Raw genomic sequence first — 26,746 nt, forward strand, 5'->3', positions numbered from 1 at the left:
CGCCGGACCCGTGGCACAGTTCAGACCGATCATGTCGATGCCCAGCGGCTCCAACGCCGTCAACGCCGCACCGATCTCCGAACCCAGCAGCATCGCGCCGGCCGTTTCCACGGTGACCTGCACGATCAGTGGCAGGTCCGCGCGCCCGCACCAGTCCAGTGCCCGGCGGGCGCCGATGACGGCGGCCTTCGTCTGGAGCAGGTCCTGGGAGGTTTCCACGAGGAGGGCGTCCGCGCCGCCGTGGATGAGCCCTTCGGCGTTCAGCTGGTAGGCCTCGCGCAGGGGTTCGTATCCGACGTGGCCGAGGGTGGGCAGCTTGGTGCCCGGGCCCATCGAGCCCAGGACCCAGCGGTGCCGGCCGTCCTGTGCCGTGAAGGCGTCGGCGGACGTACGGGCGATCCGGGCGCCGGCCTCGGCGAGTTCGTAGAGCCGTTCCTCGACCCCGTACTCGGCGAGCGCGGCCAGGTTCGTGCCGAAGGTGTTCGTCTCCACGCAGTCCACACCGACCGCGAAGTACGCGTCGTGCACGGACCGCACGATGTCGGGTCGGGTGATGTTGAGGATCTCGTTGCAGCCCTCCAGGCCGAGGAAGTCGTCCATCGTCGGGTCGGCGTCCTGGAGCATCGTGCCCATCGCGCCGTCGGCGACGACCACGCGGGTGGCGAACTCGTTCCGCAAGGACGGTCTCATCCCAGCCCCCTCAGGTGTGCGCCGAGTTCCGTCCGGCTCGCCGGGCCGTAAGCGGTACGGAGCCGGTCCAGCAGTGACTCCCGGGACAGGTGGTACTCCTGGGTTCCGGTGTGGTCGAGTACGGTCGCCGCCACCGCGCAGCCCAGCTGGGCCGCGTACCGTTCGGGGACGCCCCACGCCGTTGCGGCGAGGAATCCGGCCCTGAAGGCGTCCCCGACACCGGTGGGGTCGACGACCTCGGCGACTTCGACCGCCGGTACGGTCAGCGTCGGCCGGTCGACGGCCCGGATGCGCACGCCGGCCTCGCCGTGGGTGGTGACCCAGGAACCGACCCGCCCGAGGACCTGCTCCTCTGTGAGTCCGGCCCGCTCGCAGAGCAGCGCGGATTCGTACTCGTTGGTGAACAGCCGGATCGCGCCGTCGATCAGTTCGCGCACCTCGTCCCGGGTCAGCCGGGCCAGTTGCTGCGAGGGGTCGGAGGCGAACGGGATGCCGAGCGTGCGGCAGTTCGCGGTGTGGCGGAGCATGGCTTCGGGGTCGTCCGGTGAGACGAGTACCAGGTCAGGGCGTCCGCAGCGGGCGGCGACCTCCCGCAGGTCGATCTCGCGGGCCTCGGCCATGGCGCCCGCGTAGAAGGTGGCGATCTGGTTCTGTTCCCGGTCGGTGGTGCAGACGAAACGCGCGGTGTGCCGGGTTCCGCTGACGTGCACGGCGTCGGTGTCGACCCCGTGGTCCTTGAGCCACACCCGGTACGGTTCGAAGTCCGCTCCGACCGCGCCCACCAGCAGCGGGTTCAGGCCCAGTACGCCCAGCCCGAACGCGATGTTCGCCGCCACCCCGCCCCGCCGCACATCCAGGCTGTCGGCGAGGAACGACAGGGAGACCCGGTCCAGCCGGTCCGCGAGCAGCTGCTCCGCGAACCGGCCGGGGAAGGTCATCAGATGGTCGGTCGCGATGGATCCCGTGACAGCGATGCGCATGTCAGATCCCGGCGGCGGCACGGAGGGCGTCGACGCGGTCGGTGCGCTCCCAGGTGAAGTCGGGGAGTTCGCGGCCGAAGTGGCCGTAGGCGGCGGTCTGCGCGTAGATCGGGCGCAGCAGGTCCAGGTCGCGGATGATGGCGGCCGGGCGCAGGTCGAAGACCTGACCGATCGCGTCCTCGATCTTCCCGGCGTCGATCTTGGCGGTGCCGAAGGTCTCCACGAACAGGCCGACGGGCTCGGCCTTGCCGATCGCGTACGCGACCTGGACCTCGCAGCGCGAGGCCAGACCGGCCGCGACCACGTTCTTCGCGACCCAGCGCATCGCGTACGCGGCGGAGCGGTCGACCTTGGACGGGTCCTTGCCGGAGAAGGCACCACCACCGTGACGGGCCATCCCGCCGTAGGTGTCGATGATGATCTTGCGGCCGGTCAGGCCGGCGTCGCCCATCGGACCGCCGATCTCGAAACGACCCGTCGGGTTCACCAACAGCCGGTAGCCCTCGGTGTCCAGCTTGATGCCGTCCTCCGCCAACCGCGCCAACACGTGCTCGACGACGAACTCGCGGATGTCGGGCGCGAGCAGCGAGTCCAGGTCGATGTCCGCGGCGTGCTGCGAGGACACGACGACGGTGTCGAGGCGGACCGCCTTGTCGCCGTCGTACTCGATGGTGACCTGGGTCTTGCCGTCGGGGCGCAGGTAGGGAACGATCCCCTCCTTGCGAACCTCGGACAGGCGGCGGGAGAGCTTGTGCGCGATGTGGATCGGCAGCGGCATCAGCTCGGGGGTCTCGTCGCAGGCGTAGCCGAACATCAGGCCCTGGTCGCCGGCGCCCTGCTTGTCGAGCTCGTCCCGCTCCTCAGCCGCCGCGGCACCCTCGACCCGCTTCTCGTACGCGGTGTCGACACCCTGCGCGATGTCCGGGGACTGCGCCCCGATCGACACCGAGACGCCGCACGAGGCACCGTCGAAGCCCTTCTTCGACGAGTCGTAACCGATATCCAGGATCTTCTGGCGGACGAGCTGCGCGATCGGCGCGTACGCCTTCGTCGTCACCTCGCCCGCGACGTGCACCAAACCGGTCGTGATGAGAGTCTCCACGGCCACGCGCGAGGTGGGGTCCTCGGTCAGCAACGCGTCGAGGATCGTGTCGCTGATCTGGTCGGCGATCTTGTCGGGGTGACCCTCGGTCACGGACTCCGAGGTGAACAGGCGGCGGCTCATGCCTGCGCCACCTCGACGGAGAAGAAGTTGGCCCGGATGGCGTCGAGGGTGCGGATCTCGTCGACCTCCAGGGTCTCCAGCTGGATCGAGCGGCCGCTGTGCTGCTCCAGCAGGAAGACGAACTCGACGAAGGACAGCGAGTCGATCAGTCGGTGCTCGATGAGGTCCAGGTCGGAAGCGATGTCGTCGAGGTCCTCGTGGCGGGCGAGGAGCCAGTTCTTCATGAACAGCAGGCCTTCGGACATGGTGTCTCTCCTTGAGGTGCGGTGCGCGGTTTCGATGTCGGACGCGGGAGCGGCCGAGGGTGCGGTTGCGTTCCGGGTCCCGATCCCGGTCGGGGTCGGGGTCCCGTTGCCGGTCCGGGTTCCGTTGCCGGTCGCGGCAGGCGACGGGCCGAGCGGATCGGGTGACGCGGCCGGTGGGTGTGATGCGGGCGGTACGGGGTGTTCCGGCTGGTCGGCTGCCAGGACCGGAGAGGCGATGGCCACCGCGTAGTCCACGTCGTGGCTGATCGAGACGCAGACGCCGGCGACGCCCGACGCGGCGGCCATCACGGCCGCGGCTCCGTGGAGTTCCACGAGTGGCCAGCCGCCTTCGGAGCGTCGTACGACGATGTCCCGCCAGGGCAGGAACGTCGTGGCCCGGACACGGAGCGCCTTGAACGCCGCCTCCTTGGCGGCGATCCTCCCGCACAGGCCCAGTACGTCGAGCCTGATGGCGGTGCGGCAGTCGGCGAGTTCGCCGGGGGTGAGCATGCGCTGGAAGAAGTCCTCGCCGTAGACGGCGAGCAGCCGGCGGACACGGGTGACGGACACGATGTCCATGCCGAGGTTCGCCCAGCCCAGGCCGCCCGCCGGCGGGGCGGCGGCGGGTCGGGTCGGCACGTCAGATCGCCGGCCCGGCCGCGTTCGCGTTCGCGTTCAGGACCGCGGCGGTCGCCGCTTCCCAGCTGCCGTGGCGGCGGGTGAGCGCGGACAGCCAGCGCTCCAGGCCGAACGCGACGCAGCTGGTGAAGGCCGGGCCGGCTCCGGAGGCGAGGGGGATGTCGCAGCGGTCGCCGAAGAAGTTGCGGTGGGTGTTGACCGAGGCGATGGCCAGGTCCTCGTACAGGAACTCGTGCTTGACCGGTGTCAGGCGCTGGAGCACCGCCTTGGAGCTGCCCTTGTCGAAGAACGGGTCGCAGGCGGCTTCCCGGCGCAGCGGCAGGTCCAGGGCCCGGGCGAAGGCGTTGATCCGGGTGGTGAAGGAGGCCAGGTGTGCCTCGGCGTGTTCGCGGGAGCCGATGGCGACGATCTCCCGCATGCGGAAGCCGAGTTGCCGGCGCAGCCCCTCGTAGTGCGCCTCCTTGCGGAAGCACCAGCCGACCACGGTGACGAGTTCGTCGTCGGCGGCCGGTCGGCCCTGGTGGTCGATGTACACGGCGTAGCAGGACGCGGACGGCAGGCCGAGTGCGGCCGGTTCGAGGGCGTCGCAGGGGAAGCAGCCGGAGTCCGTACAGAACTCGTTGGTCTCCCGGACGTCCAGGTTCAGGGGCGCGGCCACGACGGCTTGGTGGGGGAAGTTGTCGTAGTAGTCGAGCCGGGCCAGGTCGGCGGCCGGGAGCAGCGGGGGCATCGTCATGGCGCGGGCTCCCGCTCGGACGCCCCAGCCTTCGAAGGTGTCGTCGAGGAGCCGCAGCAGGGCGGTTCCCTCGGGGCCGAGCGACGGCAGGCCCTGTGTGTCCGTGGCGCTCGCGGTGGTCGTGACGGTCATGGGGGTCACCTCTCGGGCGGCGGTCGGCCCTCTCAGACGACGGGCAGTACGTCGTCCGTGAAGATCCCGGTCTTCAGGAAGAAGCCGAGGGGCTTGCGGATGGTCTTGCGTTCGAAGGGGCGGCGGCGTTCGTCGGCGACCAGCGCGTTGCGCAGGCCGATCGGGTCGGCGATGCCGGCGTCGCGGTAGACGTGGGGGTTGTAGAGCGAGTTGACGCTGTAGACCACGTACCGCTTGAGGTAGGCCTCGACCTCGGCGACCCGGGCGGCGGGGACTGCTTCGCGCATCCGGGTGAAGAGGAGGGAGACGAGTTCGCGGCCGAAGGCGATGTGCCGGGACTCGTCCTGGTGGTGGATGCGGTTGACCTCGCGGATGGTGTGGCAGAGCGTGGTGTCGCGGGCCATCCGGGTGTTGTAGTGGTCGACGAGTTCCTCGAAGAACAGGATGCGGGCGAAGACGAGGAAGTTCTCCACCTCCGGTTCCCAGGCGGAATCGGCGCGCAGGGCCGTGGAGCCGTAGATCTTGTCGCCGTAGCGGCGGCAGAACTCGGCGAAGAACCACATGTGCTCGTTCTCCTCACCGATGAAGTGGTGGAAGAAGTCGGAGGGCACCTCGAAGCCGGGCATGTGGATCCGCCCGACGACCTCGATGAGCAGTTCACGGATGCCGTGCACGTTGAGGCTGTAGAAGTTGATGCTCTCCCACTTGGACAGCCGCTGGAGGGTCTGCTCGTCGAACTCGTCGTAGAACGGGGTGCCGTACACCGTGAGCAGTTCGGGGGTCATCCACATCCGGCCCTCTTCGAGCTTCTCGGGCCAGTCGAACTGCTGGTACGGGTTGTAGTACTCCTCGATGGAACGGGAGCTGAGCCGGTCCAGGACTTCCAGGAAGCGGTCGGTGACCGGCAGGGGGGCGCTGACGCCCATGGTGTCTCCTCGGTGTGGTGGTGGGGGCGTCGCGCCGCCCGTCGGGGGCGGGGCCTACGGCCGGACTTCGTAGACGGCGTTGACGGGGGTCTCCGTCGCGCGGCGCCAGCGGGTGAAGCCGGCCTCCTCGGCGATGGCGCGGAAGGCCTGCTCGCCGGAGTGGTTGCCGAGTGCGTGGGGGCCGCGTTGGGCGACGGCCACGGGCAGGCACATGACGGCGGACAGCGCCATGAACATGCGGGCGGCGGGGGTCTGGGTGTCGATGTCGGAGGGCGACACGTTGGACTCGACGAGCATCCAGGTTCCGTCGGCGTCCAGGGACTTGTGGACGTGCTGGGCGGCGGAGACGGGGTCGCCCATGTCGTGCAGGGCGTTGAAGAAGGTGACGAGGTCGTAGCCGGTGCCCGGGTAGTCGTCGGCGGAGGCGACCTCGAAGACGACCCGGTCGGAGAGTCCGGCCTCCTCGGCGAGCTGCCGGGCGAGGGAGATGGCCTCCTCGGAGTAGTCGAAGCCGTGGACGGTCGCCTGCGGGAAGGCCTTCGCGATCAGCAGGGTGGTGTGGCCGACGCCGCAGCCGACGTCGGCGACGGTGCCGCCGGCGGCGAGCTTGCCGGTGACGCCTTCGAGGGCGGGCAGCCAGTCGGGGACGAGGCGGTGCTCGTAGGTGGGCTGGAAGAAGCTGCCCATGCCGGTGTCGAGGGCCGCGTCGTGTTCGGCCCAGCCGACGCCGTCGCCGGAGCGGTAGGCGTCGACGAGGAGGTCCTCGGTGCCGTAGAGGGCCTTGAGCGCGGTGAAGAACCCGGCGGCGTAGGTGACGGCGTTCGGATCTGCGAGCACGGGGGCGTGGTCGGCGGGCAGCGTGTACGTGTCGTCGCCGGGGTGGCGTTCGACGTACCCGGCGCTCAGCTGGGCGTGCAGCCATTCCTCGGCGTAGCGCGCGTCGATGCCGGTGCGTTCGGCGAGGGCCACCGGGGTCAGCGGGCCGGCCTCGGCGAGGGCGCGGTACAGGCCGAGGCGTTCGCCGAGGGCGACGGTGAGGCCGCGTACGGCGGCGCCGGCGTCGCTGATGACGCGCTGGTGGAAGTCGTGGGTGCCGGTCATGCCGCTCTCACCTCGGGGGTCGGGAGGTCGCAGGTGAACAGGAAGGAACGGGGGACGCGCGGTACGGCGCGCGCCGGGACGGGATAGGGCCAGCGGCCGAAGTCCGCTCCGGGCTCACCGGGCTGGCGGACCTCCCGTACGGCCCAGCCGCATTCGGCGAGGAGCTGCTCGGGGGTCTCCGTGCCGAACAGCCACGGGTTTCCGTCCTCCTTGAGGGAGTTCAGGAAGGGCCGGGACAGCGGGTTGTTCAGGGCGGACTTGCTGATGACGTCGCCGAGGAGGACCGATCCGGGTGCGGAGTGTCCGGCGAGGGTGGAGATCAGGTTGCGGACGGCGTCCTCGGGGAGGAAGAAGAGCAGCCCTTCGACGATCCACAGCACCGGTTCGTCGGCGCGCCATCCCGCCGCGGTGAGGGGGCCGGTCCAGTCCCGGGTGAGGTCGACGGGAACGGTGACGCGGGTGCGGCCGGCCGGGTCGGGTTCGCCGGCGAGCATGTCGGCCTTGGCGTCGAGGAGCGCGGGGCGGTCCAGTTCGTAGACGGTGACGCCGTCGGGCCACGGGAGCCGGTAGAAGCGGGTGTCCATGCCGGCGGCGAGGAACACGACCTGGCGGATGCCGTGCTCCTCGACGGCGCGGACGATGGCCCGGTCCAGGTAGGTGGTGCGGATCGCGAGGAACGGCACGGTGCCGGCCCCCGCGTAGCGCTCCAGCAGTTCGAAGCCGATGGTGTCGGCGACGGTGCGCGCGTACGGATCGGCGAACAGCCGGTCCTCGCGGTCGGTCTCCAGGGCCCGCGCTGCGGCGGTCCACTGGGCGGTGCGGGATACGGCCTCCACGGGAGGTCTCCCTTCACTTGGCGGACGGGGTGGGGACGGTGACGGGGCGCGGAGGTCCCGTACCGGCCGGGTCAGGCCACGGAGCGCACGCAGGCGACGGGGTCCTCCGCCGCGCAGGACGTGGCGGGGTGCTCGGCGTCGGACTCGGCGGGGCGCCGGCGGAAGATGCTGTGGAGGATCATGCTGAACACGACCCTGCCCTCGTGGTCGACGAGCGTGCACTTGGGCTGGACGACCCCGGTGGTCGGGTTGAACGGCGAGGGCCGGGAGCCGAGGATCTCGACGCGCGCCGTGAGCACGTCGCCGGGACGCACGGGCCTGAGGTAGCGGATCTCGTCGACGCCGGGCGAGCCGGTGCAGGCGCTGTAGGCGAGCAGCCCGTCGACGTAGCGGCGCATGAACATCGAGGCGCTGTGCCAGCCGCTGGCGATGAGCCCGCCGAACGCGCTCCGGGCGGCGAGGTCCGGGTCCGTGTGGAAGGGCTGCGGGTCGAAGCGCTTCCCGAACTCCAGCACCTCGTCCGCGGTGACGGTGATGGTGCCCAGCTCGTGGACGTCACCGGTCCGGAAGTCCTCGAAGTAGCGCATCACGCGCCCCCCTTGACGTAGAGGAGTGTTTCTCTGGCGTGAACCAATCTACGAATCGGCCTTTTATTTTGTCAACCCAAAAGAAGACCGGATCGGCTGTTATCGCGGGAGGGTGTGCCGGAGGGTCCGCGACAGGGCCTGCTCCGCGTCCTGCCACAGGTCCTCGGGGTCCTCGATGCCCACCGACATCCGCACCAGGCCGGAACCGATCCCCGCCGCCGCCAACGCCCGCTCGTCCAACTCGCGGTGGGACGTGCTCGCGGGGTGCGTCACCAGCGTCTCGACGCCGCCCAGGGACAGCGCGAGCCGTGCCACGCGGACGCCCTCGACGAAGACCCGGCCGGCCTCCCGACCGCCCTCCAGCTCGAACGAGAGCAACCCGCCGCCGCCGGAGAGCACCGCCTTCGCGGTGTCGTACGAGGGGTGGCTTCCCAGCCACGGCCAGTGGACGGCGCTCACGGCGGGGTGGGCGGCGAGCCGCTCGGCGAGCAGGCCCGCGTTGGCGCAGTGCTCGCGCATCCGCAGCGGCAGCGTGGCGATCCCGCGCAGCGTCAGCCAGGCGGCGAACGGGTCGGCGCAGGCTCCGAGTTCGACCGTGCGCGGCCACACCTCGCGGCGCAGGGCGTCGTCGGCGAAGACGGCCGCGCCGCCGAGGACGTCGGAGTGCCCGGCCAGGTACTTGGTGGTGGAGTGGAGCACGATGTCCGCCCCGAACTCGATCGGGCGGCACAGGACGGGCGAGGCCAGGGAGTTGTCGACGGCGCCGGTCACGCCGCGCCGCCGGGCCGCGGCCAGCAGGCCCGACAGGTCGGGCACCCGTCCGGTCGGATTGGCGATGGTCTCCAGGAGGAGCAGTCGGGTGCGCGGGCCGGCGAGCGCCTCGAACTCCTCGGGCCCGTCCGCGTCGATGTGGACGACCTCGACGCCGTGGCGCTCCGCGAGGTCGTTCAGCGCCGCGTACGTGCCCCCGTACAGGCAGCGCTGCGCGATGACCTGGTCCCCGGGACGCAGCAGTGCGAGCAGGACGCCGCTGATGGCGCCCATGCCGGAGGCGAAGGCAATGGCCGAGGCGCCGCCCTCCAGGCCGGCGAGGGTCTGCTCCAGGGCGCGTACGGTCGGGTTGCCGCGGCGGCCGTAGACGTACGCGCCGTCCGGTCCGGCCATCGCCCGCGCCAGTTCGTCGGCGGAGTCGAAGGCGAAGGCGGACGACTGGACGAGCGGCACGGACAGCGGCCTGCTCGCGGTGGTGGCGGGCTCGTTCACGACGTGCACGGCGCGGGTGCGGATGTCTCTCATGACGGTGGTCTCCCTGGGTCGGACGTCGGGGTCGGTGCGGGATCGGGGCCCGGCCCCGGCGGGGTTCGGGCCGGGGTGGCGTACGGGCGCCGGTCGGGCCGCGGGTTGCGAGCCGCGGGCCATGGGACACGGCCCACGGGACACGGGTACGAAAAGGGGCCGCCCGACGTCCGGGAAGGACGTCGGGCGGCCCCTGGGTGCGTGCGGGACGGCCCCGGACGTCACACCTTCGCAGCCTCTTCGCGCGGCGCGGGGGCGCCGGCGTCGGTGGAGGCGGGTGCGGCTGGCGACCTGTCGCCCTTCATCAGGAGCAGGGTGACCACCGCGCCGGCGGCGGCGATGCCGGCGGCGCCGAGGAACGCGGCACCGAAGCCGTCGGTCAGGGCGGGCAGGTTGCCCAGTTCACCGGCGCCCTGGGTGGTGGCGAGGGCGGTCAGCGCGGCCAGGCCGAGGGCCGAGCCGACGTTGTAGGTGGTGTTGACGATGCCGGAGGCCAGGCCGGCCTGTTCCTGCGGGGCGCCGGACATCGCGGCGATCATCGCCGGGATGTAGGCGAGGGCCATGCCGAGGGCGGCGACGAGCGAGGCGGGCAGGACGTCGACCAGGAAGGAGCCGGTCGGCTCGACGGCGGACAGCCAGACCAGCCCGGCCGCGAGCAGCAGCAGGCCGCCCGCGATCAGCGGCTTCGCCCCGAACCGGCCCATGAGGCGCGAGGTGATCGCCGTCATGAAGATCATCAGCAGGATGGTCATGGGGAGCAGGGCCGCGCCGGAGGCGAAGGCGCCGTAGTCGAGGACCTGCTGGAGGTAGAGGTTGAGGAAGTACCACATGGGGATCCAGGCGGCGCCGAGCAGCGTCATGGCGAGGTTGGCGGAGCCCAGGCGCGGGATCCGCCACACGCCGAGCGGCATGAGCGGCTCCCGGACGCTCCGCTGGATCACGAAGAAGAGCACCAGCAGGGCCGCCGCCGCGACCAGCTCCAGCACGGTGGCGGTGGCGCCCCAGCCGACCTCGGGCGCCCGGACGACCGCGAAGACGGCGAGCGCGAGTCCGGCGGTGACCGCGACGGCCCCGAGGACGTCCACGGAACCGCGTCGGGCCTGGACGGCGGGCAGCAACTTGGTCGCGGCGAGGGTCGCGAGGCCGATCGGGACGTAGATGATGAACACCCACGGCCAGCTCATCCACTCGGTGAACACGCCCCCGAGGAACACGCCCGCCGTTCCGCCGGCGGGTGCGGCGGCGCCGTAGAGGGCCATCGCCTTGCCGAGCTCCTTCGGGTTGTGCCCGAAGAGGATCATCAGCAGGGTCATGGCCGACGGGGCGATCAACGCACCGCCGACGCCCTGCACGGCCCGGCCGGCGATCTCGACCGCCGCGCTCTGCGCGGCGGCGGCGAGCACCGATCCGACGACCATGGTGACCCAGCCGGCCGCGAAGATCCTGCGGGCCCCGAACAGGTCGGAGAGCCGGCCGCCCAGCAGGAGCAACCCGCCGAAGACGATCACGTAGGCGTTGAAGACCCACTGCAACTCGCCCTGCGAGAAGCCGAGGTCCTTCTGCATCTCGGGGAGCGCGACTCCGATGATCGAGGTGTCCATGATCACCATGAACTGCGCGGTGGCAAGCACGCCAAGTGCCCACCAGCGCCGGGGATTGACGGTTGACATTGCCCTGACCCTCCTCTGCCTATACCCCTGGGGGGTACCTTCGCGGAGCAACGTAGCATACCCATGGGGGGTATGTAAGGGAGAGGATCCGGCGTTCGAGCGGGGGTCCCGCGGGCCTGGATCCGGGCCCTCCGGCGGGGAGTTCGAAACGTCAGGAGTCCGGCATTTGCGGCAGCCGACCCTCCGGCCGTCGATTCCGGGGGTGTGAGGTTAGGTTAGGCTTAGCTAAAATTCATCCGCCGGGTGGATACCGGTGCGCCGGCGTCCACGGTAGGCGCGCACCGTGATGGCGACGGGCCGTCGCGCGGCCCGCGGGACGGCGGAGCGGTACCGCACGCATGACAGCCCATCAAGCATCCTCGCCGGGTCCGGGCCCGGCACCGAGCAGGCACGAAGAGGGACGAAGAACATGACGGTACGGGTCGCGGTGGCCGGGGCCAGCGGGTACGCCGGAGGGGAGATCCTGCGGCTGCTCGTGGCGCACCCCGGCGTCGAGATCGGCGCGGTGGCGGCGCACAGCAGCGCGGGACGCAGGCTCGGGGCGGTGCAACCGCACCTCCCCGCCCTCGCGGACCGGGTGCTGGCGGAAACCTCCGCGGCGGCCCTGCAAGGGCACGACGTGGTGTTCCTGGCCCTGCCGCACGGCGAATCCGCCGCCATCGCGGAGCAGTTGGAGCCGGGGGTCCTGATAGTGGACTGCGGCGCCGACTTCCGGCTGGAGGACGCCGCCGAATGGCGCCGCTTCTACGGCTCGGACCACGCCGGGACCTGGCCGTACGGACTCCCCGAGCTCCCGGGGGCGCGGGACGCGCTCAAGGGCGCGAACCGGATCGCCGTACCGGGCTGCTTCCCGACCGCGGTGACCCTGGCGATGTACCCCGCGTTCGCCGCGGGCCTGATCGAGCCGGAGGCCGTGATCGTCGCGGCGAGCGGCGCCTCGGGTGCGGGCCGCTCGGCGAAACCGCACCTCCTCGGCTCCGAACTGATGGGCTCGATGAGCCCGTACGGGGTCGGCGGCGGCCACCGGCACACGCCCGAGCTGACCCAGAACCTCTCCCGGGTGGCGGGCGAGCGCGTCAACGTGTCGTTCACCCCGACGCTCGCGCCGATGCCCCGCGGCATCCTCGCCACCTGCTCGGCACGGCTGCGGACCGGTGTCGCCGCCGGCCCGCGGGAGGCCCGGGCCGCGTACGAGGACGCGTACGCCGGTGAGCCCTTCGTCCGGCTGCTGCCGGCCGGGCAGTGGCCCCGGACCGGCGCCGTGCTCGGTTCCAACAGCGCGCAGGTGCAGGTCGCGGTGGACGAGGACGCCGGCCGCCTGATCGCCGTGAGCGCCATCGACAACCTCACGAAGGGCACCGCGGGTGGCGCGGTGCAGAGCATGAATGTCGCCCTCGGCCTGCCGGAAGCGCAGGGCCTGCCGACGAATGGAGTCGCTCCGTGACCGTGACCGCCGCACAGGGATTCCACGCGAGCGGCGTGGCCGCCGGGATCAAGGAATCCGGTGCCCCCGACCTCGCCCTGGTGGTGAACCGCGGTCCGTCGCAGGCGGCCGCCGGCGTGTTCACCTCCAACCGCGTCCAGGCGGCGCCCGTCCGCTGGTCGCGGGAGGTCCTGACCGGCGGCCGGATCGCGGCCGTCGTGCTGAACTCCGGTGGCGCCAACGCCTGCACGGGGCCCGCGGGCGCCGAGGACACCCGGGTGACGGCCGAGCTGACGGCCGACGCCCTGGGCGTCGACGCGCGGGAGGTCGCGGTGTGCTCGACCGGGCTCATCGGCGTCCGCCTGCCCATGGACCGGATCACGGAAGGGATCGGCGCCGCCGCCGCACGACTTTCGCCCGAGGGGGGCGAGGACGCGGCCGTCGCGATCAAGACGACGGACTCCGTCCACAAGACGGCCGTGGCCCACGGCCCCGGCTGGACCGTGGGCGGCATGGCGAAGGGCGCCGGCATGCTCGCGCCCGGCCTGGCCACCATGCTCGTGGTCCTCACCACGGACGCGGACGCCACGGCTGAGGTGCTCGACGCCGCCCTGCGGGACGCCGTGCGCACCACCTTCGACCGCGTCGACTCCGACGGTTGCATGTCGACGAACGACACCGTGCTGCTGCTCGCCTCGGGCGCCTCGCGGGTGACGCCCGACCGGGACGACTTCGCCACGGCGGTGCACACCGTGTGCCTGGACCTGGCGCGGCAGTTGGTCGCGGACGCGGAGGGCGCCTCGAAGGAGATCGAGGTGGCCGTCGTCGGCGCCGCCTCGGAGACGGACGCGGTGACCGTCGCCCGCTCCGTCGCCCGGAACAACCTGCTCAAGTGCGCCCTGCACGGCGAGGACCCCAACTGGGGCCGGGTCCTGTCGGCGATCGGCACGACGGCCGCGGCCTTCGACCCGGACCGCCTGGACGTGGCCATCAACGGCGTGTGGGTGTGCCGGGACGGCGCGGCCGGGGAGCCCCGAGAGAAGGTCGACATGTCCGCCCGCGAGATCGTGATCACGATCGACCTGCGCGCCGGCGAGACGTCCGCGACCGTGTGGACCAACGACCTGACCGCCGAGTACGTCCACGAGAACAGCGCGTACAGCTCATGAGCGGATCGGGCACACGGATGAAGGCACGCGTCACGACGGCACCGCGTCCGGCGGCGGTCACCACCGACCCGGATCCGGTCCTGCCCGATCCGGACCTGCTGGAGCAGCTCCGCGGTCGGACCGTCGTCATCAAGTTCGGCGGCAACGCCATGGTCGACGAGGAACTCAAGCGGACGTTCGCGCAGGACGTCGTACGGCTGCGGCGCGCCGGCCTGTACCCGGTCGTCGTGCACGGCGGCGGCCCGCAGATCAGCCGCATGCTCGACCGGCTCGACCTGGAGGTCCGCTTCGAGGCGGGCCTGCGGGTGACCACCCCGGACGTCATGGACGTCGTACGGATGGTACTGACGGGCCGGGTCCAGCGGGAGCTGGTCGGGCTGATCAACGCCCACGGGCCCCTCGCCGTCGGCATGTCGGGCGAGGACGCGCACACCATGACCGCCGTGCGGCGGGCGGCCTGGGTCGACGGCGAACCCGTCGACATCGGGCTGGTCGGCGACATCGTCGACGTGGACGCGGACACCATCCGCGCGCTCCTGGAACGGGGCCGCATCCCGGTCGTCTCCCCCGTGGCCCGCGGCTCGGACGGACAGGTCTACAACATCAACGCCGACCTCGCGGCGTCGGCGTTGGCCATCGCCCTCGACGCGGAGAAGCTGTTGATGCTGACCGACGTCGAGGGGGTCTACGCGAACTGGCCGCACAGCACCGACGTCATCGAGCGCCTGACGGCCGAGGGCGTGGAGAAGCTGATGCCGGAGCTGGCCAGCGGGATGCTCCCCAAGATGGAGGGCTGCCTGCGGGCCGTCCGGGCGGGCGTGCGCACGGCGCACGTGCTGGACGGCCGGGTGCCGCACTCCGTACTGCGCGGAGTCGCTTCGGCCGACGTGCACGGCACCACCGTGGTCCCCGACCCGGTGGAGGCGGACCGGGAGCGGACGGGGCCGGCGGGAACGGGCCCGGCGCGGACCGCCCCGGCGCGCACGGCCCCGGTACGGATCGATCCGGAAGTGAGAACGGCATGACCATCGGCGACGACCTGACCGGGCGCTGGCGCGCGGTGATGATGGACAACTACGGCACCCCGCCGCTGGCCCTGGTCCGCGGCGAGGGCAGCACCGTGTGGGACGAGGCCGGACGCGCCTACGCCGACTTCACCGGCGGGATCGCCGTGAACACCCTCGGCCACGCCCACCCCGCCGTGGTGTCGGCCGTCACCCGCCAGTTGTCGACGCTGGGGCACGTCTCCAACCTCTTCGTCTCCGAGCCCGGGGTCGCGCTCGCCGAGCGGCTGTTGGCGCTGTTGGGCCGGCCCGGGCGGGTCTTCTTCGCCAACTCCGGTACGGAGGCGGTCGAGGCGGCCTTCAAGATCGCTCGACGGACCGGTCGTGGCTCCGTGGTCGCGACCGAGGGAGGTTTCCACGGCCGCACCATGGGCGCGCTCGCGCTCACCGGCCAGCCCGGCAAGCGCGAGCCCTTCCTGCCGCTGCCCGGTGGGGTGTCCCACGTGCCGTACGGCGACGTGGAGGCGTTGCGGGCCGCGGTCACCGAGGAGACGGCGGCCGTGTTCCTGGAGCCGGTTCAGGGGGAGGCGGGCGTCATCGTGGCGCCCGACGGCTACCTGCGGGCGGCGCGGGCGATCACCCGGGCCACCGGAACGCTGTTGGTGCTGGACGAGGTCCAGACCGGGATCGGCCGTACCGGCCACTGGTTCGCCCACCAGGCCCTGGATGGCATCGATCCCGACGTGGTGGTCCTGGCCAAGGGGTTGGGCGGTGGTCTGCCGATCGGCGCGACCGTCGCCTTCGGCCCGGCGGCCGACCTGTTGACGCCGGGTCAGCACGGCTCGACCTTCGGCGGCAGTCCCGCGTCCTGCGCGGCCGGGCTCGCGGTCCTGGAGACCATCGAGGCAGAGGGCCTGCTCGCGCACGTGACGCGGCAGGGCGAGCGGCTCCGGCACGGGATCGGGGCGCTGGGGCATCCGCTGGTGGGTGAGGTACGGGGTGCGGGGTTGCTGGTGGGCGTGGGCCTGACCGAACCGGTCGCCCCTCGGGTGCAGCGGGCGGCGCAGGACGCGGGATTCCTCGTCAACGCCGCCGGACCGGCGACCGTACGGCTCGCTCCGGCGCTGACCGTGCCCGAGGCGCAGGTGGACGCCCTGCTGGCGGCCCTGCCGGGGATCCTCGACGCCTGAGGACGACATCGTCCACGAACGCCGGTGGCCGGCGCCCGAAGAGGGTGCCGGCCACCGGCGGTGCCCGCGGGGAACCGGCCCGCGGAAGCGCCCCGCGCACCGACGCCCCGCAGGCAGGATCTAGAGCGAGCGGGTGAGGATGCGCGAATTGCGGTCGGGGGAAAGGGAGTCCACCCAGGCGGGTGGGGCGGCGGCCACGTGGGCCGGGGCGAAGCCGTGACGGCGGAAGAGTTCGCCGCTGCCCGTCGTCGCGGTGAACAGGGCGCTCAACGATTGGGAGTCGGCCCTGACCAGGGCGGCGGTCAGCAGCCCGGCGCCCAGCCCGCGGCCCTGACTTCCGGGTGCGACGCAGAAGTTGTAGAGGACGCCCGAGGCTCCGTGACCCGTGCCCGCGCCGGCGGGGTGGACCCGCAGGCCCAGACATCCCAGGAGCGTCCCGTCGGGGGCGTCCACCACGAGGAAGTCGGCGGCGTCCGCGACGTACAGGGAGAGGGAGCGCGCCCGCAGCGCCCCGGACCGGACGAACGGCCGGGACAGGGCCGCGAGGGCGGTGGCGTCCGCGGCGCGCGCGGAGCGTACGGGGAGGGCGTCGGGCAGAGCGGCGCGAACGGACCGGGGGGCGGTCCGCGAGGCGAGCGTGATCAAGGGTTCCCTTTCCATACGGCTCCGGCGCGAACGGCGGGCGGCTCGATCACCGCACCACCCCGGAACCACACAACAAAGGTTAGCCTTACTTAAGTAGGAGGCAAAACTCGGGGTCCCACGCACCGACCCGGGCAACGGAGTTGTCGACGAGGGGTGCCGCGCCCCGGACCGGTTCCGGGACCGGCCCTCCCCGCGTCACGACCCCTGCCCCGCTCCCCCGGCGATGGGCCCGCCGTCGAAGGGCACGGCTTCACCCGCCGCGCCCGCGGCCGGCCCGGGGTCGGGGCGGCCTCCCGGTGAGAGCACGGGGTCGTCGAGCTGGACGATCCGGTAACCGGCGCCGTCGCTCACGGCCTTGGGGAGCCTGCGCCGTCCGCCCGGGGCGGTCCTCGTCGGCCGGGCCCGCTGGGCGGCCGCGATCAGGGCCCCGACCCGCGGCGCCTCGGACCGCAGGCGGTTGAAGCCGCGGATGGAGATGCCGACCAGGCTCGCCGCCGCGGGCCAGGCCGCACCCTTGCGTATGGCGTCGAGCAGGAGGTGCAGCGCGGCGGGCGTCGGCTCCGCTCCCGGCCGCAGCCCGTGGGCCTCCGCCAGGGCGTGCGCGGCGCGCAACGCCCCGGCGAAGCTCGCGTCGATCTCCAACCATTCGCGCAGGATGCGTTCGGGCACTCCGGCGGCGGCCGCGCAGCCCGGGACGGAGAGCCCCTGGGCGGCGCCGCGCAGGGCGTCCGCCATCCGAGCAATCGTTTCTTCACGCTGGCTGGGCGTGCGGCTCAGCGCCTCGCGCAGCGCGCGCTCCATCTCCTCGCGGGAAGCCATGCGGGCCACGACCTCGTCGGCCCACGCGTCCTGCTCGCCCGGCTCGTCCCGCCGCGCTCGGCGTCGCGCCTGCTCCTGCATCCCGGCACCCCCATGTTTAGGTAAGCCTAACCTAGGTGGGATGCGTTCGGGTGGGTGGATCCGCCCGCCGGGCGCGGCCGAACTGCCCTACGCAGCCTTCGACTCGGCGGTCCGGACGCCGTCCACGAACGTGGCCACCACCTGGATGCCCCCGATGGCCGAGGTGGCGACGCGCCGCGGGTCGTCGCCCAGCACGACCAGGTCGGCGCGCTTGCCGGCGGCGAGGGTGCCCGCCCTGTCGTCCCAGTGGCAGGCGTACGCACCGGCGACGGTGTACGCGTGCAGCGCCTGGTCGACGGTGATGCCCTCGTCCGGCCCGACGGGCAGGCCCGTCGAGGAGGTCCGTTCGACCATGAACTGGACGGCCCGCAGTGGGGATCCGTCCGTGACGGGGCGGTCGGAGCTGCCGACGAGGGTGACGCCGTGGTCCAGGAAGCCCTTGCCGCGGTACATCCAGGGCGCCCGCTCCTCGCCCATGATGGCGGAGTAGTCGTCCCCGAAGGAGTACAGGAAGTTCGGCTGGACGACGGCGGCCACCCCGAGCCGGGCGAAGCGCGGCAGTTGGTCGGGCCGGATCAGGCCCGCGTGTTCGACGCGGTGCCGGGCCCCGGGGCGCGGCCGCAGGCGCTGCGCGCGCTCGATGCCCTCCAGGGCGAGGTCGGCGGCGCGGTCGCCGATGGCGTGGACGGCGAGCTGCCATCCGGCGAGGTGGCCGTCCACGATGGTTTCCAACAGGCGCTGCGGGTCGTCCTGGAGCTGCCCCAGGTGTTCCGTGCCCTCGTACGGTTCGGTGAGGGCGGCGGTACGGGCCATCATGCCGCCGTCGGTGTAGACCTTGAGCGCGCCCAGGGAGAGCCAGTCGTCGCCGAAGCCGGTGCGCATGCCCAGGCCGAGGGCGCGGGGGATGCCGTCGGCGTCCGGGGTGGTGACGGGGCGCAGGGTGTCGGCGGCCGCCATGAGCTGGACGCGCAGGGGCAGTCGGCCCTCGTCGCGCAGGAGCTGGTAGGCGCCGAGTTCGACGGGGCTGTGGCCGAGGAGGCCGCCGCCGATGCCCGCCTCGGCGCAGGCGGTGACGCCCTCGGCGAGGCAGGTCCGGCCGGCGCGCTCGATGGCGTCGGCGAGTTCCCGTTGGGAGTACGGGGGCCGCAGGGCGCGGGCCGCGCTCATGGCGCCTTCGGCGAGGAAGCCGTCCTGGTGGGGGACGTCGGCCGGGAGCCGGTCGAGCACTGCGGTGTTGACCACGCAGGCGTGCCCGGACTCGTGCATCAGGAACACCTGGCGCCCGGCGCCGACCCGGTCGAGTTCGGCCGCGGTCAGGTGCCGGCCGAGCGCCCGCTGGTCGTAGCCGGCGATGTCGACCCAGGCGCCGGGACCGCCCTGCCCGGAGACTGCTTCCGCGACGACCGCGAGGACGTCGTCGATCCGTGTGAGGCCCGCGACGCTCGGCGTGGCGGCCTTCAGTCCGGTCCAGGCCAGGTGCACGTGGCTGTCGATGAACCCCGGCAGGACGGTGGCGCCCTGGAGGTCGATGACCTCGCGGGCGGGGAGCGCGGTCACCGCGTCGTCCAGGCCGACGATCCGGCCGTGCCAGATCCCCAGGTCGTGGGCCACGGGGTGGTCCGGGTCCATGGTGAGGATGTTGGCGTTCGTCAGCCTCGTGCAGAGCATGGTGGTCCGTCCGTCACTGGAGGAGTTCGGCCACCGGGGATCCGGCGGCCGTGCCGGCTCGCTTGCGGGCCGCGGGCACCATCAGGGGCGTTCCGGTCTCCGGGTCGTCGATGATCCGACAGGAGAGGCCGAACACGTCCTGGATGAGCTCGGCGGTCATGATCGTCGCCGGGTCGCCCTCGGCGGCGATGACGCCTCCCGGCTTCATCACGATGAGGTGCGTGGCGTAGCGGCAGGCCTGGTTGAGGTCGTGGAGCACCGCGACGATGGTCTGCCCCTTGTGCTCGTGCAGTTCGGCGCACAGGTCGAGCACCTCGACCTGGTGGGCGATGTCGAGGAAGGTGGTGGGCTCGTCGAGCAGCAGGATCGAGGTCTGCTGCGCCAGGACCATGGACAGCCAGACGCGCTGGCGCTGGCCGCCGGAGAGGTCGTCGACGGGGCGTTCGGCGAGTTCGAGGACGCCGGTGCGGCGCATGGCCTCGGCGACGGCGGCCTCGTCCTCGGCCGACCACTGCTTCAGCAGCTTCTGGTGCGGGTAGCGGCCGCGGGCGACGAGGTCGCCGACGGTGATGCCACCGGGCGCGGTGGAGGTCTGCGGGAGCAGGCCGAGCCGGCGCGCCACCTCGCGGGAGCGGTAGGAGGAGATCGGGGCACCGTCGAGGTGGACCTCGCCCGTCTTCGGCTTGATCATCCGCGCGAGCGCCTTGAGCAGGGTGGACTTGCCGCAGGCATTCGGGCCGATGATCACGGTGAAGGAGTGGTCGGGTATGACCACGTCGAGGGAGGTGGCCACCGTCCGCTGGTCGTAGGTCAGCGTCAGGTCCTCGGCCCTCAGGCGGGCGGTGGGGACGTTCTCTGCACTCATGCGCGGCTCTTTCGTGACTCCGTGACCAGCAGCCAGATCAGGTACAACCCGCCGACGGTGCCGGTCGCCGTGCCCACCGGCAGGAGGGCGGGGGAAAAGATTCGTTGGACGGCGAGGTCGCTGCCGGCCAGCAGGACGGCGCCCATGGCGGCGGACGGCACCAGGGCCGGGCCGGACGACCGGGACAGCTTGCGGGCCAGTTGGGGCGCCGCGAGCGCGACGAACCAGATGGGTCCGGTGACGGCGGTGGCGAAGGCGGCCAGGGCGACGCTGATGACGAGGAGCGCGGTGCGGGTCGCGCCGACGTTGACGCCCAGCGCCGTGGCCGTGGTGTCGCCCATCTCGACCATGGAGAGCCGGCGGGCGAACAGCATGGCGAGCGGGAGGAGGACGGCGACGGCGATGACGATGGTGTTGGCGTGTTCCCAACCGCGGTTGCCGAGGCTGCCGATGAGCCAGGCCTGGGCCTCCAGGGCCTCCTGCCAGGTCGCCCGGGTGAGCAGGTAGGAGTTGAAGGCGAGGAGCAGGGCGCTCACGCCGATGCCGATGACGATGAGCCGGAAGCCCTGCATGCCGCTGCCGAGGAGCAGCAGGTACATGACGGCGGCGGTGGCGAGTCCGCCGACCAGGGCCCCGAGGGCGATCTGGGTCATGCTGCCGTGCGTCACGACGATGACGACGAGCGCGCCGGTCGCCGATCCGTTGGTGAAGCCGATGATGTCGGGGCTGCCCAACGGGTTGTTGGTCAGGCTCTGCAGGATGGCCCCGCTGACGGCCAGGGCCGCGCCGACGCAGAGGGCGGTCAGCAGCCGGGGCATGCGCAGGGTGTTGACGACGAAGTCGGCGGCGCCGCCGCCGTCGCCGAAGAGGGCGCCGAGCACCTCACCGACGGACAGGCTGAAGTCGCCGGTCGTCAGGCTGATCGTCATGACCGTCAGGAGGAGGGCCAGCAGGATCACGGTGACGGCCACGGTGCGGCCCTGGACCCGCAGGGAGAGGCCTCCGCGCCGGGTGCGCAGGACGCTTCCGGTGACGATGCGGGACTTGGAGGTGGTGGGGGCGGCAGGGGCCTCGGGCCCGGGTGCGGCACTCACAGCATGACCAACTTTCGGCGGCGGCACAGCGCGATGAACAGCGGTGCGCCGAGGAACGCGGTGACGATGCCGACCTGGATCTCGCCGGGCGCCCCGAGCACCCGGCCCAGCACGTCCGCCCCGATCAGCAGGACGGGCGCGATCAGCATGGAGTACGCCAGTACCCAGCGCTGGTCGGGGCCGACCACGAACCGGGCCACGTGCGGAACCGCGAGGCCCACGAAGCCGATCGGCCCGGCGGCGGCCGTCGCGGCGCCGCAGAGCAGCATCACGGCGACGGCGCCCAGGGCGCGGGTGCGGGTGACGTTCACGCCGAGGGCGCGGCCCACTTCCTCACCCATGCCGAGGGCGTTGAGGGCCGGGGCGATCCCGAGGGCGATGAACAGTCCCACGACGACGAAGGGCAGGATCAGGTACACGAAGTCGAGGTTGCGGCCCGCGAGGGCGCCCACGGTCCAGAACCTGAACTGGTTGAAGGCCTGCGGGTCGAGGAGCAGGACGGCCGTGTTGAAGGCGGTGAGCACCGCCGTGACGGCGGCTCCCGCGACGACCAGTCGGTCGGGGGTGGCCAGGCTCCGCCCGGAGGAACCGAGCAGGTAGACGACCACCGAGGCGATGGCGGCCCCGGCGAACGCGAACCACACGTATCCCAGCGCGGTGCCGATGCCGAGGAACGAGATCGCGACGACGACGCCGGTGGAGGCGCCGAGGCTGACGCCGAGCAGACCGGGGTCCGCGAGCGGGTTGCGGGTGAGCGCCTGCATCAGCGCGCCGGACAGCCCGAGGGCCAGGCCGACGACGAGGCCGAGGAGGGTGCGCGGGATCCGGTACTCGTGGATGATGACCGAGGCCTGCGACCCGTCGGGGTTCCAGAGCACGTTCCACGTGGCGGTGAACGGTATGCCCTTGGTGCCGACCCACACGCTGAGCAGTGAGACCAGGAGGAGTGCGGCGAGCCCGACGACGAGGCCGGCGCCCCGCGCCGCCGTCACGGACCGGGACTTGGGTGGTAGGACCTGGCCCTTGGCCCCGGTGCCCGGTTCCTCCCGGGCTTCGACGGACAACAACTACTACTCCCCCTGGCGGCAGTCAGCCGGTGACGACGAAAAGTGACGCATCGACGACACGTCAGTACTTAGGTGAGCCTAAGCGAACGCTCCGGACCAGGTCAACGCAGGGACGGATGGCGCAAGCGGGACATAGGGGACGGGAGCCGGACGACACCCCGCCGCACGGCTTGTTTAAGGTAGCCTTACCTAACTATTTGATCATTCTCATATTTGGCGGAGGAACGCATGCTCGACGGAGGACCTACGGGGAGCCAAGTCCTCCGGAAAGCGATCGGCGGCCAACGCCGCCGTATCGCGACGGCGTCCGCCCTCGGCATGGCCCATCAGGGCTGCGAGGCCCTGGTCCCCGTCGTCATCGGGATCATCATCGACCAGGCCGTGGCCACGGGATCCTCCGGGGCCCTGCTGCGCTGGCTGATCGTCCTCGCCGGGCTCTTCTTCGTCCTGTCGACCTGCTACCGGATCTCCGCGAGGATCACCGACGGGTCCGCCGAACACGCGGGCCACGGCCTGCGCCTCACCCTCGGCAGGAAGGTGCTCGACCCGCGCGGCGGCGCCGACAAGGGACGACTGCCCGGCGCCCTGACCGCCATCGCCACCGGCGACGCGACTCGCGTCGGCGCCACCGCCGCCGCAATGACGTACGCGATGTCGGGCGCCGCCGGCCTCGTCATCAGCGCGATCGCCCTGCTGCGCATCTCGGTGCCGCTGGGCCTGCTGATCCTCCTCGGCGTCCCTCCCCTGCTGTGGCTCGGACACCTCATCAGCCGCCCCCTGGAACGGCGCAGCGAGGTCGAACAGGACCGCGCCGCGCACGCCTCGGGCGTCGCGGCCGACCTCGTCGCCGGACTGCGTGTCCTCAAGGGCATCGGGGCCGAGGCCGCCGCGGTCTCCCGCTACGAGCGCACCAGCCGCGACTCCCTCGTCGCCGCGCTGCGCGCCGCCGGCAGCCGTGCCTGGCACGACGGCGCGATCCTCGCCCTGACCGGCATCTTCATCGCGATCATCGGCCTCGTCGGCGCGCACCTCGCGATGCGGGGCTCGATCAGCGTCGGCGAACTCGTCGCGGCCGTCGGCCTCGCCCAGTACCTGCTGGGCCCCTTCCAGCTCCTCACCTACGTCAACGGCGAGTTCGCCCAGGGCCGCGCCTCCGCCGAGCGGATCGCCGAGGTGCTCGCCGCACCGCCCGCCGTCACCGCGGGCACGACCGCGCTCCCCACGCCCGTCGCCGGACGGGTGCGCCTCAGCGGCGTCTCGTACGGGGCGCTGCGCGGCCTCGACCTCGACGTCGCCCCCGGCAGCCTGATCGGCGTCGTGGCGAAGGACCCGGCCGCCGCCAACGACCTCCTGCTGTGCCTGGGCCGCGAATCGGACCCCGACGAAGGGGTGATCGAGCTCGACGGCGTCCCGCTGACCGACCTCGACCCCGACGACGCCCGCCGGGCGATCCTCGTCGCCCACCACGACGCCGACCTGTTCGAGGGCAGCCTGCTCGACAACGTACGGGCGGGCACGCCCGACGGGACGGCCGACACCGGTCCGGCCCTGGCCGCCGCCACCGCGGACGACGTCGCCCGCTCGCTGCCCCGGGGCGTGGACACCCCGCTCTCCGAGCGCGGCCGTTCCCTCTCCGGCGGGCAGCGCCAACGCGTGGCACTGGCCCGCGCCCTGGCCGCCGACCCGCCCGTGCTCGTCGTCCACGACCCGACGACCGCCGTCGACACCGTCACCGAGTCCCGCATCGCGGCCCGCCTCAAGCAGCTGCGGCCCGGCCGCACCACCTTCCTGGTGACGACGAGCCCCGCGCTCCTCGCCGCGACCGACCGGGTCGTCGTCCTCGACGAGGGGTCCGTCACCGCCGAGGGCCTCCACCAGGACCTGGTCACCGCGGACGGCGCCTACCGCGCGACGGTGCTGGCATGAGCGACACGAACGAGAAGGCCGCGGCCGGAGCGCGCGCGGACCACGCGGACGCGGACAACGAAGGACGGACGATGAGCGGATCCACCACGGCGGATCGCGAACTGCTGCCCACGGCCACCGGCGCCCGGACCTTCGCCGTGCTGCGCACCCTGCTGCGCGGCCACCGCCTGCTGGCCGTGTCGGCGCTGGCCGTCCTCGTCCTCGGAACGGGCATCGGGCTGCTGACCGCCCCGCTGCTCGGGCGCATCGTCGACCTCGTCGTCGACCGGCGCGGGGCCTCGTCGCTGACCGTGCCGATGATCCTGCTCCTCGTCGTCGCGGCGGCCCGCGGCGTCGCCACCGCGATCGGCAGCTCCCTCGTCGCCCGGCTCGGCGAGACGATCCTCGCGAACCTGCGGGAACGATTCATCGCCCGGGCCCTGCGGCTCCCGCTGGAACGCGTCGAGCGGGCCGGTTCCGGCGACCTGACCTCCCGGGTGACCGGCGACGTCACCGTCATCGCGCGGGCCGTGCGCCAGGCGCTGCCCGAGTTCGCGGGCGCCCTGCTCACCATCGTGCTGACCCTGGCCGGACTGGCCGTCCTCGACTGGCGGTTCCTCGCCGCGGTCCTGCTCGCCGTGCCCGTCCACGTCCTGTCCGTGCGCTGGTACATCCCCCGCGCCTCGTCCGTGTACGCCCGACACCGCGTGGCGACCGGCGCGCTCCAGCACCAGCTCCTCGACAGCATCGGCGGCGTCCGCACCGTCCGCGCTTTCCGGCTCGGCGGCACGCACGCCCAGCTGCTGGAGCAGCGGTCCCGGGAGGCCGTCGACCTCGCGCTGCGCGGCATCCGCCTCGTGTCGGGCTTCTTCTCGCGGCTGAACCTCGCCGAGTTCATCGGTCTGGCGGCCGTCCTCGTCACCGGCTTCCATCTGGTCGACAACGGATCCGTCAGCATCGGCACGGCCACCGCGGCCGCCCTCTACTTCCACAGCCTCTTCAACCCGGTCAACGCCGCGCTCTTCCTCATCGACGAGGCGCAGTCGGCCGGTGCGAGCCTGGCCCGCCTGGTCGGCGTGTCGGAACTGCCCGCCGAGCGCGAACCGCAGGAGCCGGGCACACCGACCGACGGTTCCGTCACGGTCCGCGCACTGAGCCACGCTTACGTGTCGGGGCACCCCGTGCTGCGCGAGGTCGACCTGGAGGTCCGCAGCGGCGAGCGGGTCGCCCTCGTCGGCGCGAGCGGCGCCGGCAAGACCACCCTCGCGAAGCTGATCGCGGGCGTGCACGAGCCGTCGGACGGCTCGATCCTCCTCGGCGGCGTCGACGCCCGGGAGCTGGGTCCCGCCGGGATCCGCCGGGCGGTGACGCTGATCAGCCAGGAGGTCCACGTGTTCGCCGGGCCGCTGGCCGACGACATGCGGCTCGCCCGGCCGGAGGCCACCGACGAGGAACTGCGGGCGGCCCTCGACCGGGTGGGGGCGCTGGACTGGGCGCTGGCGCTGCCCGAGGGCCTGGCCACCGTGGTCGGCGAGGGCGGGCACCGGCTCACCGTCACGCAGGCCCAGCACCTGGCCCTGGCCCGGCTGGTCCTCGCCGACCCGCCGGTGGCGATCCTGGACGAGGCCACCGCCGACGCGGGCAGCGCCGGCGCCCGCGTCCTGGAGACGGCGGCCCTACGGGCCCTGGAGGGGCGCACCGGCCTGATGGTCGCCCACCGGCTCCCGCAGGCCGCGACCGCCGACCGGATCGTCGTCCTCGACCAGGGCCGGGTCGTCGAGACCGGCACGCACGACGAACTCGTCGCCGCGGGCGGACGCTACGCCGACCTCTGGGACGCCTGGTCCGCCAGCCGCCGCAACCCCGAGGACGCCGCCGCCGCGCTGCCCGCGCCGCGGAAGCCCGTGACGCCGTCCACACCGGCCGCGCCGACGGCCTGACCCGGGCCGGACCCCGAACGCCGCGCGTCCCTCCCCCGGGAAGGACGCGCGGCGTTTCCCGTACCCCCGACCGGACCGGTCCCCCGCCCCACGGCCGCACCCCGGCGAACTGGCAACGCGGCCTCCCGGGTATCGGCTCTGCCCGGGGCCCGGGCCCCCGGAGGCCGGCCCGCACCCGGCCGATCCCGGCCCCCGACACCGGCACTTGGCGGATCCCGGAACACGACACCGACACCGGCACCGGCACCGGCACCCGGAGCGGGAGCCCCCGCCAAGCCCCCCGACGCCTGCGCCCGGCAGCAGCAGCCGCCCGCGGACCAGCCACGGAGCGCCGTCCCCGGCACCCGGAGCGGGAGCCCCGCCAAGCCCCCGGAACCCACACGCGGTAGTGGCCGCCGCGCCCTCGAACCGGCCCCCGGAAGACACTCCCATCACCCCGGGGCGGCAGCGCCGGCCGAGGTCCCCGGGCCCGCACCCCAAAAGAACCGACGCCCTCATACCGGCCCCTGAGGACGCTCCCCTGCACCGGGAGCGGCAGCACCGGCCAAGCCCCCGCGACCCGCAACCCACAACGGCAGCCACCCTCGAACCGGCACGGAAGGACACTCCCCGGCACCCGGAGCGGGCCCCTCGCCCGGGGCCGCGCGGCAGCGGCCGCTCCCCCGGGCCGGCCGGGCAGGGGCGTGGCTGCGCCGCCGGGTCAGGACCGCAGGCGCGACGGCAGCCGCCGGCCGCGGCCCGGCGCCCCGCCCCACCGGCCCCCGGGCCGCCCCCGGCGCGCCCCCCCCCCCCACCCGGCGAGGCACCTTGCCG

Annotated in this window: 23 protein-coding genes; 6 read left to right on the top strand and 17 right to left on the bottom strand. The window is 72.8% G+C overall.

Features of this window, described 5'->3' with window-relative positions; translation table 11 throughout:
- The 11 genes from ACFVS6_RS40155 to ACFVS6_RS40205 all read right to left on the bottom strand — a co-directional run.
- A partial coding sequence (locus tag ACFVS6_RS40155) for a homocysteine S-methyltransferase family protein (RefSeq protein WP_389711485.1) occupies positions 1-690 on the bottom strand: 690 nt, incomplete at its 3' end.
- Positions 687-1,670, bottom strand: coding sequence for a carbohydrate kinase family protein (locus tag ACFVS6_RS40160; RefSeq protein ID WP_389711486.1), 984 nt, complete (start codon positions 1,668-1,670; stop codon positions 687-689). The genes ACFVS6_RS40160 and ACFVS6_RS40155, both read right to left, overlap by 4 nt.
- 1 nt (position 1,671) lies before the next feature.
- Entirely contained in the window at positions 1,672-2,895 is a 1,224-nt protein-coding gene (gene metK, locus ACFVS6_RS40165) for a methionine adenosyltransferase (protein ID WP_389711487.1), read from the bottom strand.
- On the bottom strand, positions 2,892-3,779 hold the full coding sequence (gene acpS, locus ACFVS6_RS40170; RefSeq protein WP_389711488.1) for a holo-ACP synthase: 888 nt from the start codon (positions 3,777-3,779) through the stop codon (positions 2,892-2,894). Before acpS ends, metK begins: the two co-directional genes overlap by 4 nt.
- Position 3,780: 1 nt before the next feature.
- Positions 3,781-4,647: a hypothetical protein gene (locus ACFVS6_RS40175; protein ID WP_389711489.1), complete on the bottom strand. Its 867-nt coding sequence runs from the start codon at positions 4,645-4,647 to the stop codon at positions 3,781-3,783.
- Between the two features lie 32 nt (positions 4,648-4,679).
- Entirely contained in the window at positions 4,680-5,573 is an 894-nt protein-coding gene (locus tag ACFVS6_RS40180; protein WP_389711490.1) for a diiron oxygenase, read from the bottom strand.
- A gap of 54 nt (positions 5,574-5,627) precedes the next feature.
- Positions 5,628-6,674, bottom strand: coding sequence for a class I SAM-dependent methyltransferase (locus ACFVS6_RS40185; protein WP_389711491.1), 1,047 nt, complete (start codon positions 6,672-6,674; stop codon positions 5,628-5,630).
- Complete coding sequence (locus ACFVS6_RS40190) at positions 6,671-7,510, bottom strand: class I SAM-dependent methyltransferase (protein ID WP_389711492.1); 840 nt, start codon at positions 7,508-7,510, stop codon at positions 6,671-6,673. Before ACFVS6_RS40190 ends, ACFVS6_RS40185 begins: the two co-directional genes overlap by 4 nt.
- Positions 7,511-7,581: 71 nt before the next feature.
- On the bottom strand, positions 7,582-8,097 hold the full coding sequence (locus ACFVS6_RS40195) for a MaoC family dehydratase (RefSeq protein ID WP_389711493.1): 516 nt from the start codon (positions 8,095-8,097) through the stop codon (positions 7,582-7,584).
- Between the two features lie 99 nt (positions 8,098-8,196).
- Positions 8,197-9,393, bottom strand: coding sequence for a trans-sulfuration enzyme family protein (locus ACFVS6_RS40200; protein WP_389711494.1), 1,197 nt, complete (start codon positions 9,391-9,393; stop codon positions 8,197-8,199).
- Positions 9,394-9,614: 221 nt separating this feature from the next.
- Positions 9,615-11,063, bottom strand: a complete 1,449-nt coding sequence (locus ACFVS6_RS40205; RefSeq protein WP_389711495.1) for an MFS transporter — start codon at positions 11,061-11,063, stop codon at positions 9,615-9,617.
- 409 nt (positions 11,064-11,472) lie between these two features.
- Here ACFVS6_RS40205 and argC point away from each other — a divergent pair, with 409 nt between their 5' ends.
- From argC to ACFVS6_RS40225, 4 genes are read left to right on the top strand one after another with little or no spacing between them, the layout of a single operon-like run.
- Positions 11,473-12,507, top strand: a complete 1,035-nt coding sequence (argC, locus tag ACFVS6_RS40210; protein WP_389711496.1) for an N-acetyl-gamma-glutamyl-phosphate reductase — start codon at positions 11,473-11,475, stop codon at positions 12,505-12,507.
- A complete protein-coding gene (gene argJ, locus ACFVS6_RS40215) occupies positions 12,504-13,655 on the top strand; it encodes a bifunctional glutamate N-acetyltransferase/amino-acid acetyltransferase ArgJ (RefSeq protein WP_389711497.1) in 1,152 nt (383 codons plus the stop codon). Before argC ends, argJ begins: the two co-directional genes overlap by 4 nt.
- 17 nt (positions 13,656-13,672) lie before the next feature.
- Complete coding sequence (argB, locus tag ACFVS6_RS40220; RefSeq protein WP_389711498.1) at positions 13,673-14,680, top strand: acetylglutamate kinase; 1,008 nt, start codon at positions 13,673-13,675, stop codon at positions 14,678-14,680.
- Complete coding sequence (locus ACFVS6_RS40225) at positions 14,677-15,849, top strand: acetylornithine transaminase (protein WP_389711499.1); 1,173 nt, start codon at positions 14,677-14,679, stop codon at positions 15,847-15,849. Before argB ends, ACFVS6_RS40225 begins: the two co-directional genes overlap by 4 nt.
- A 120-nt stretch (positions 15,850-15,969) precedes the next feature.
- Here the strand turns inward: ACFVS6_RS40225 and ACFVS6_RS40230 are convergent, their stop codons facing one another.
- From ACFVS6_RS40230 to ACFVS6_RS40255, 6 genes are all read right to left on the bottom strand, one after another.
- The gene (locus tag ACFVS6_RS40230) at positions 15,970-16,494 is read right to left on the bottom strand and encodes a GNAT family N-acetyltransferase (protein WP_389711500.1); all 525 of its coding nucleotides are present in this window, start codon (positions 16,492-16,494) and stop codon (positions 15,970-15,972) included.
- Between the two features lie 195 nt (positions 16,495-16,689).
- The gene (locus ACFVS6_RS40235; RefSeq protein ID WP_389711501.1) at positions 16,690-17,394 is read right to left on the bottom strand and encodes a hypothetical protein; all 705 of its coding nucleotides are present in this window, start codon (positions 17,392-17,394) and stop codon (positions 16,690-16,692) included.
- An 87-nt stretch (positions 17,395-17,481) separates the two neighbouring features.
- A complete protein-coding gene (locus ACFVS6_RS40240; RefSeq protein ID WP_389711502.1) occupies positions 17,482-19,062 on the bottom strand; it encodes an amidohydrolase in 1,581 nt (526 codons plus the stop codon).
- 13 nt (positions 19,063-19,075) lie between these two features.
- Positions 19,076-19,927: an ABC transporter ATP-binding protein gene (locus ACFVS6_RS40245; RefSeq protein ID WP_389711503.1), complete on the bottom strand. Its 852-nt coding sequence runs from the start codon at positions 19,925-19,927 to the stop codon at positions 19,076-19,078.
- The gene (locus ACFVS6_RS40250) at positions 19,924-21,021 is read right to left on the bottom strand and encodes a FecCD family ABC transporter permease (RefSeq protein ID WP_389711504.1); all 1,098 of its coding nucleotides are present in this window, start codon (positions 21,019-21,021) and stop codon (positions 19,924-19,926) included. The genes ACFVS6_RS40245 and ACFVS6_RS40250 overlap by 4 nt, the downstream gene beginning before the upstream one ends.
- On the bottom strand, positions 21,018-22,085 hold the full coding sequence (locus ACFVS6_RS40255; RefSeq protein ID WP_389711505.1) for a FecCD family ABC transporter permease: 1,068 nt from the start codon (positions 22,083-22,085) through the stop codon (positions 21,018-21,020). Before ACFVS6_RS40255 ends, ACFVS6_RS40250 begins: the two co-directional genes overlap by 4 nt.
- A gap of 231 nt (positions 22,086-22,316) precedes the next feature.
- Between ACFVS6_RS40255 and ACFVS6_RS40260 the strand changes: the two genes are divergently transcribed.
- Both ACFVS6_RS40260 and ACFVS6_RS40265 read left to right on the top strand, forming a co-directional pair.
- Positions 22,317-24,014 carry an ABC transporter ATP-binding protein gene (locus ACFVS6_RS40260; RefSeq protein WP_389711506.1) on the top strand — a complete coding sequence of 566 codons (1,698 nt, stop codon included), beginning with the start codon at positions 22,317-22,319 and terminating at the stop codon, positions 24,012-24,014.
- 71 nt (positions 24,015-24,085) lie between these two features.
- Positions 24,086-25,933 (top strand): ABC transporter ATP-binding protein, encoded by a 1,848-nt coding sequence (locus tag ACFVS6_RS40265; RefSeq protein WP_389711507.1) that lies wholly within the window; start codon positions 24,086-24,088, stop codon positions 25,931-25,933.
- Positions 25,934-26,746: the final 813 nt, after the last annotated feature.

Origin of the sequence: Streptomyces sp. NPDC057939 (genome assembly GCF_042887545.1) — a bacterium.
Lineage (GTDB): Bacteria > Actinomycetota > Actinomycetes > Streptomycetales > Streptomycetaceae > Streptomyces.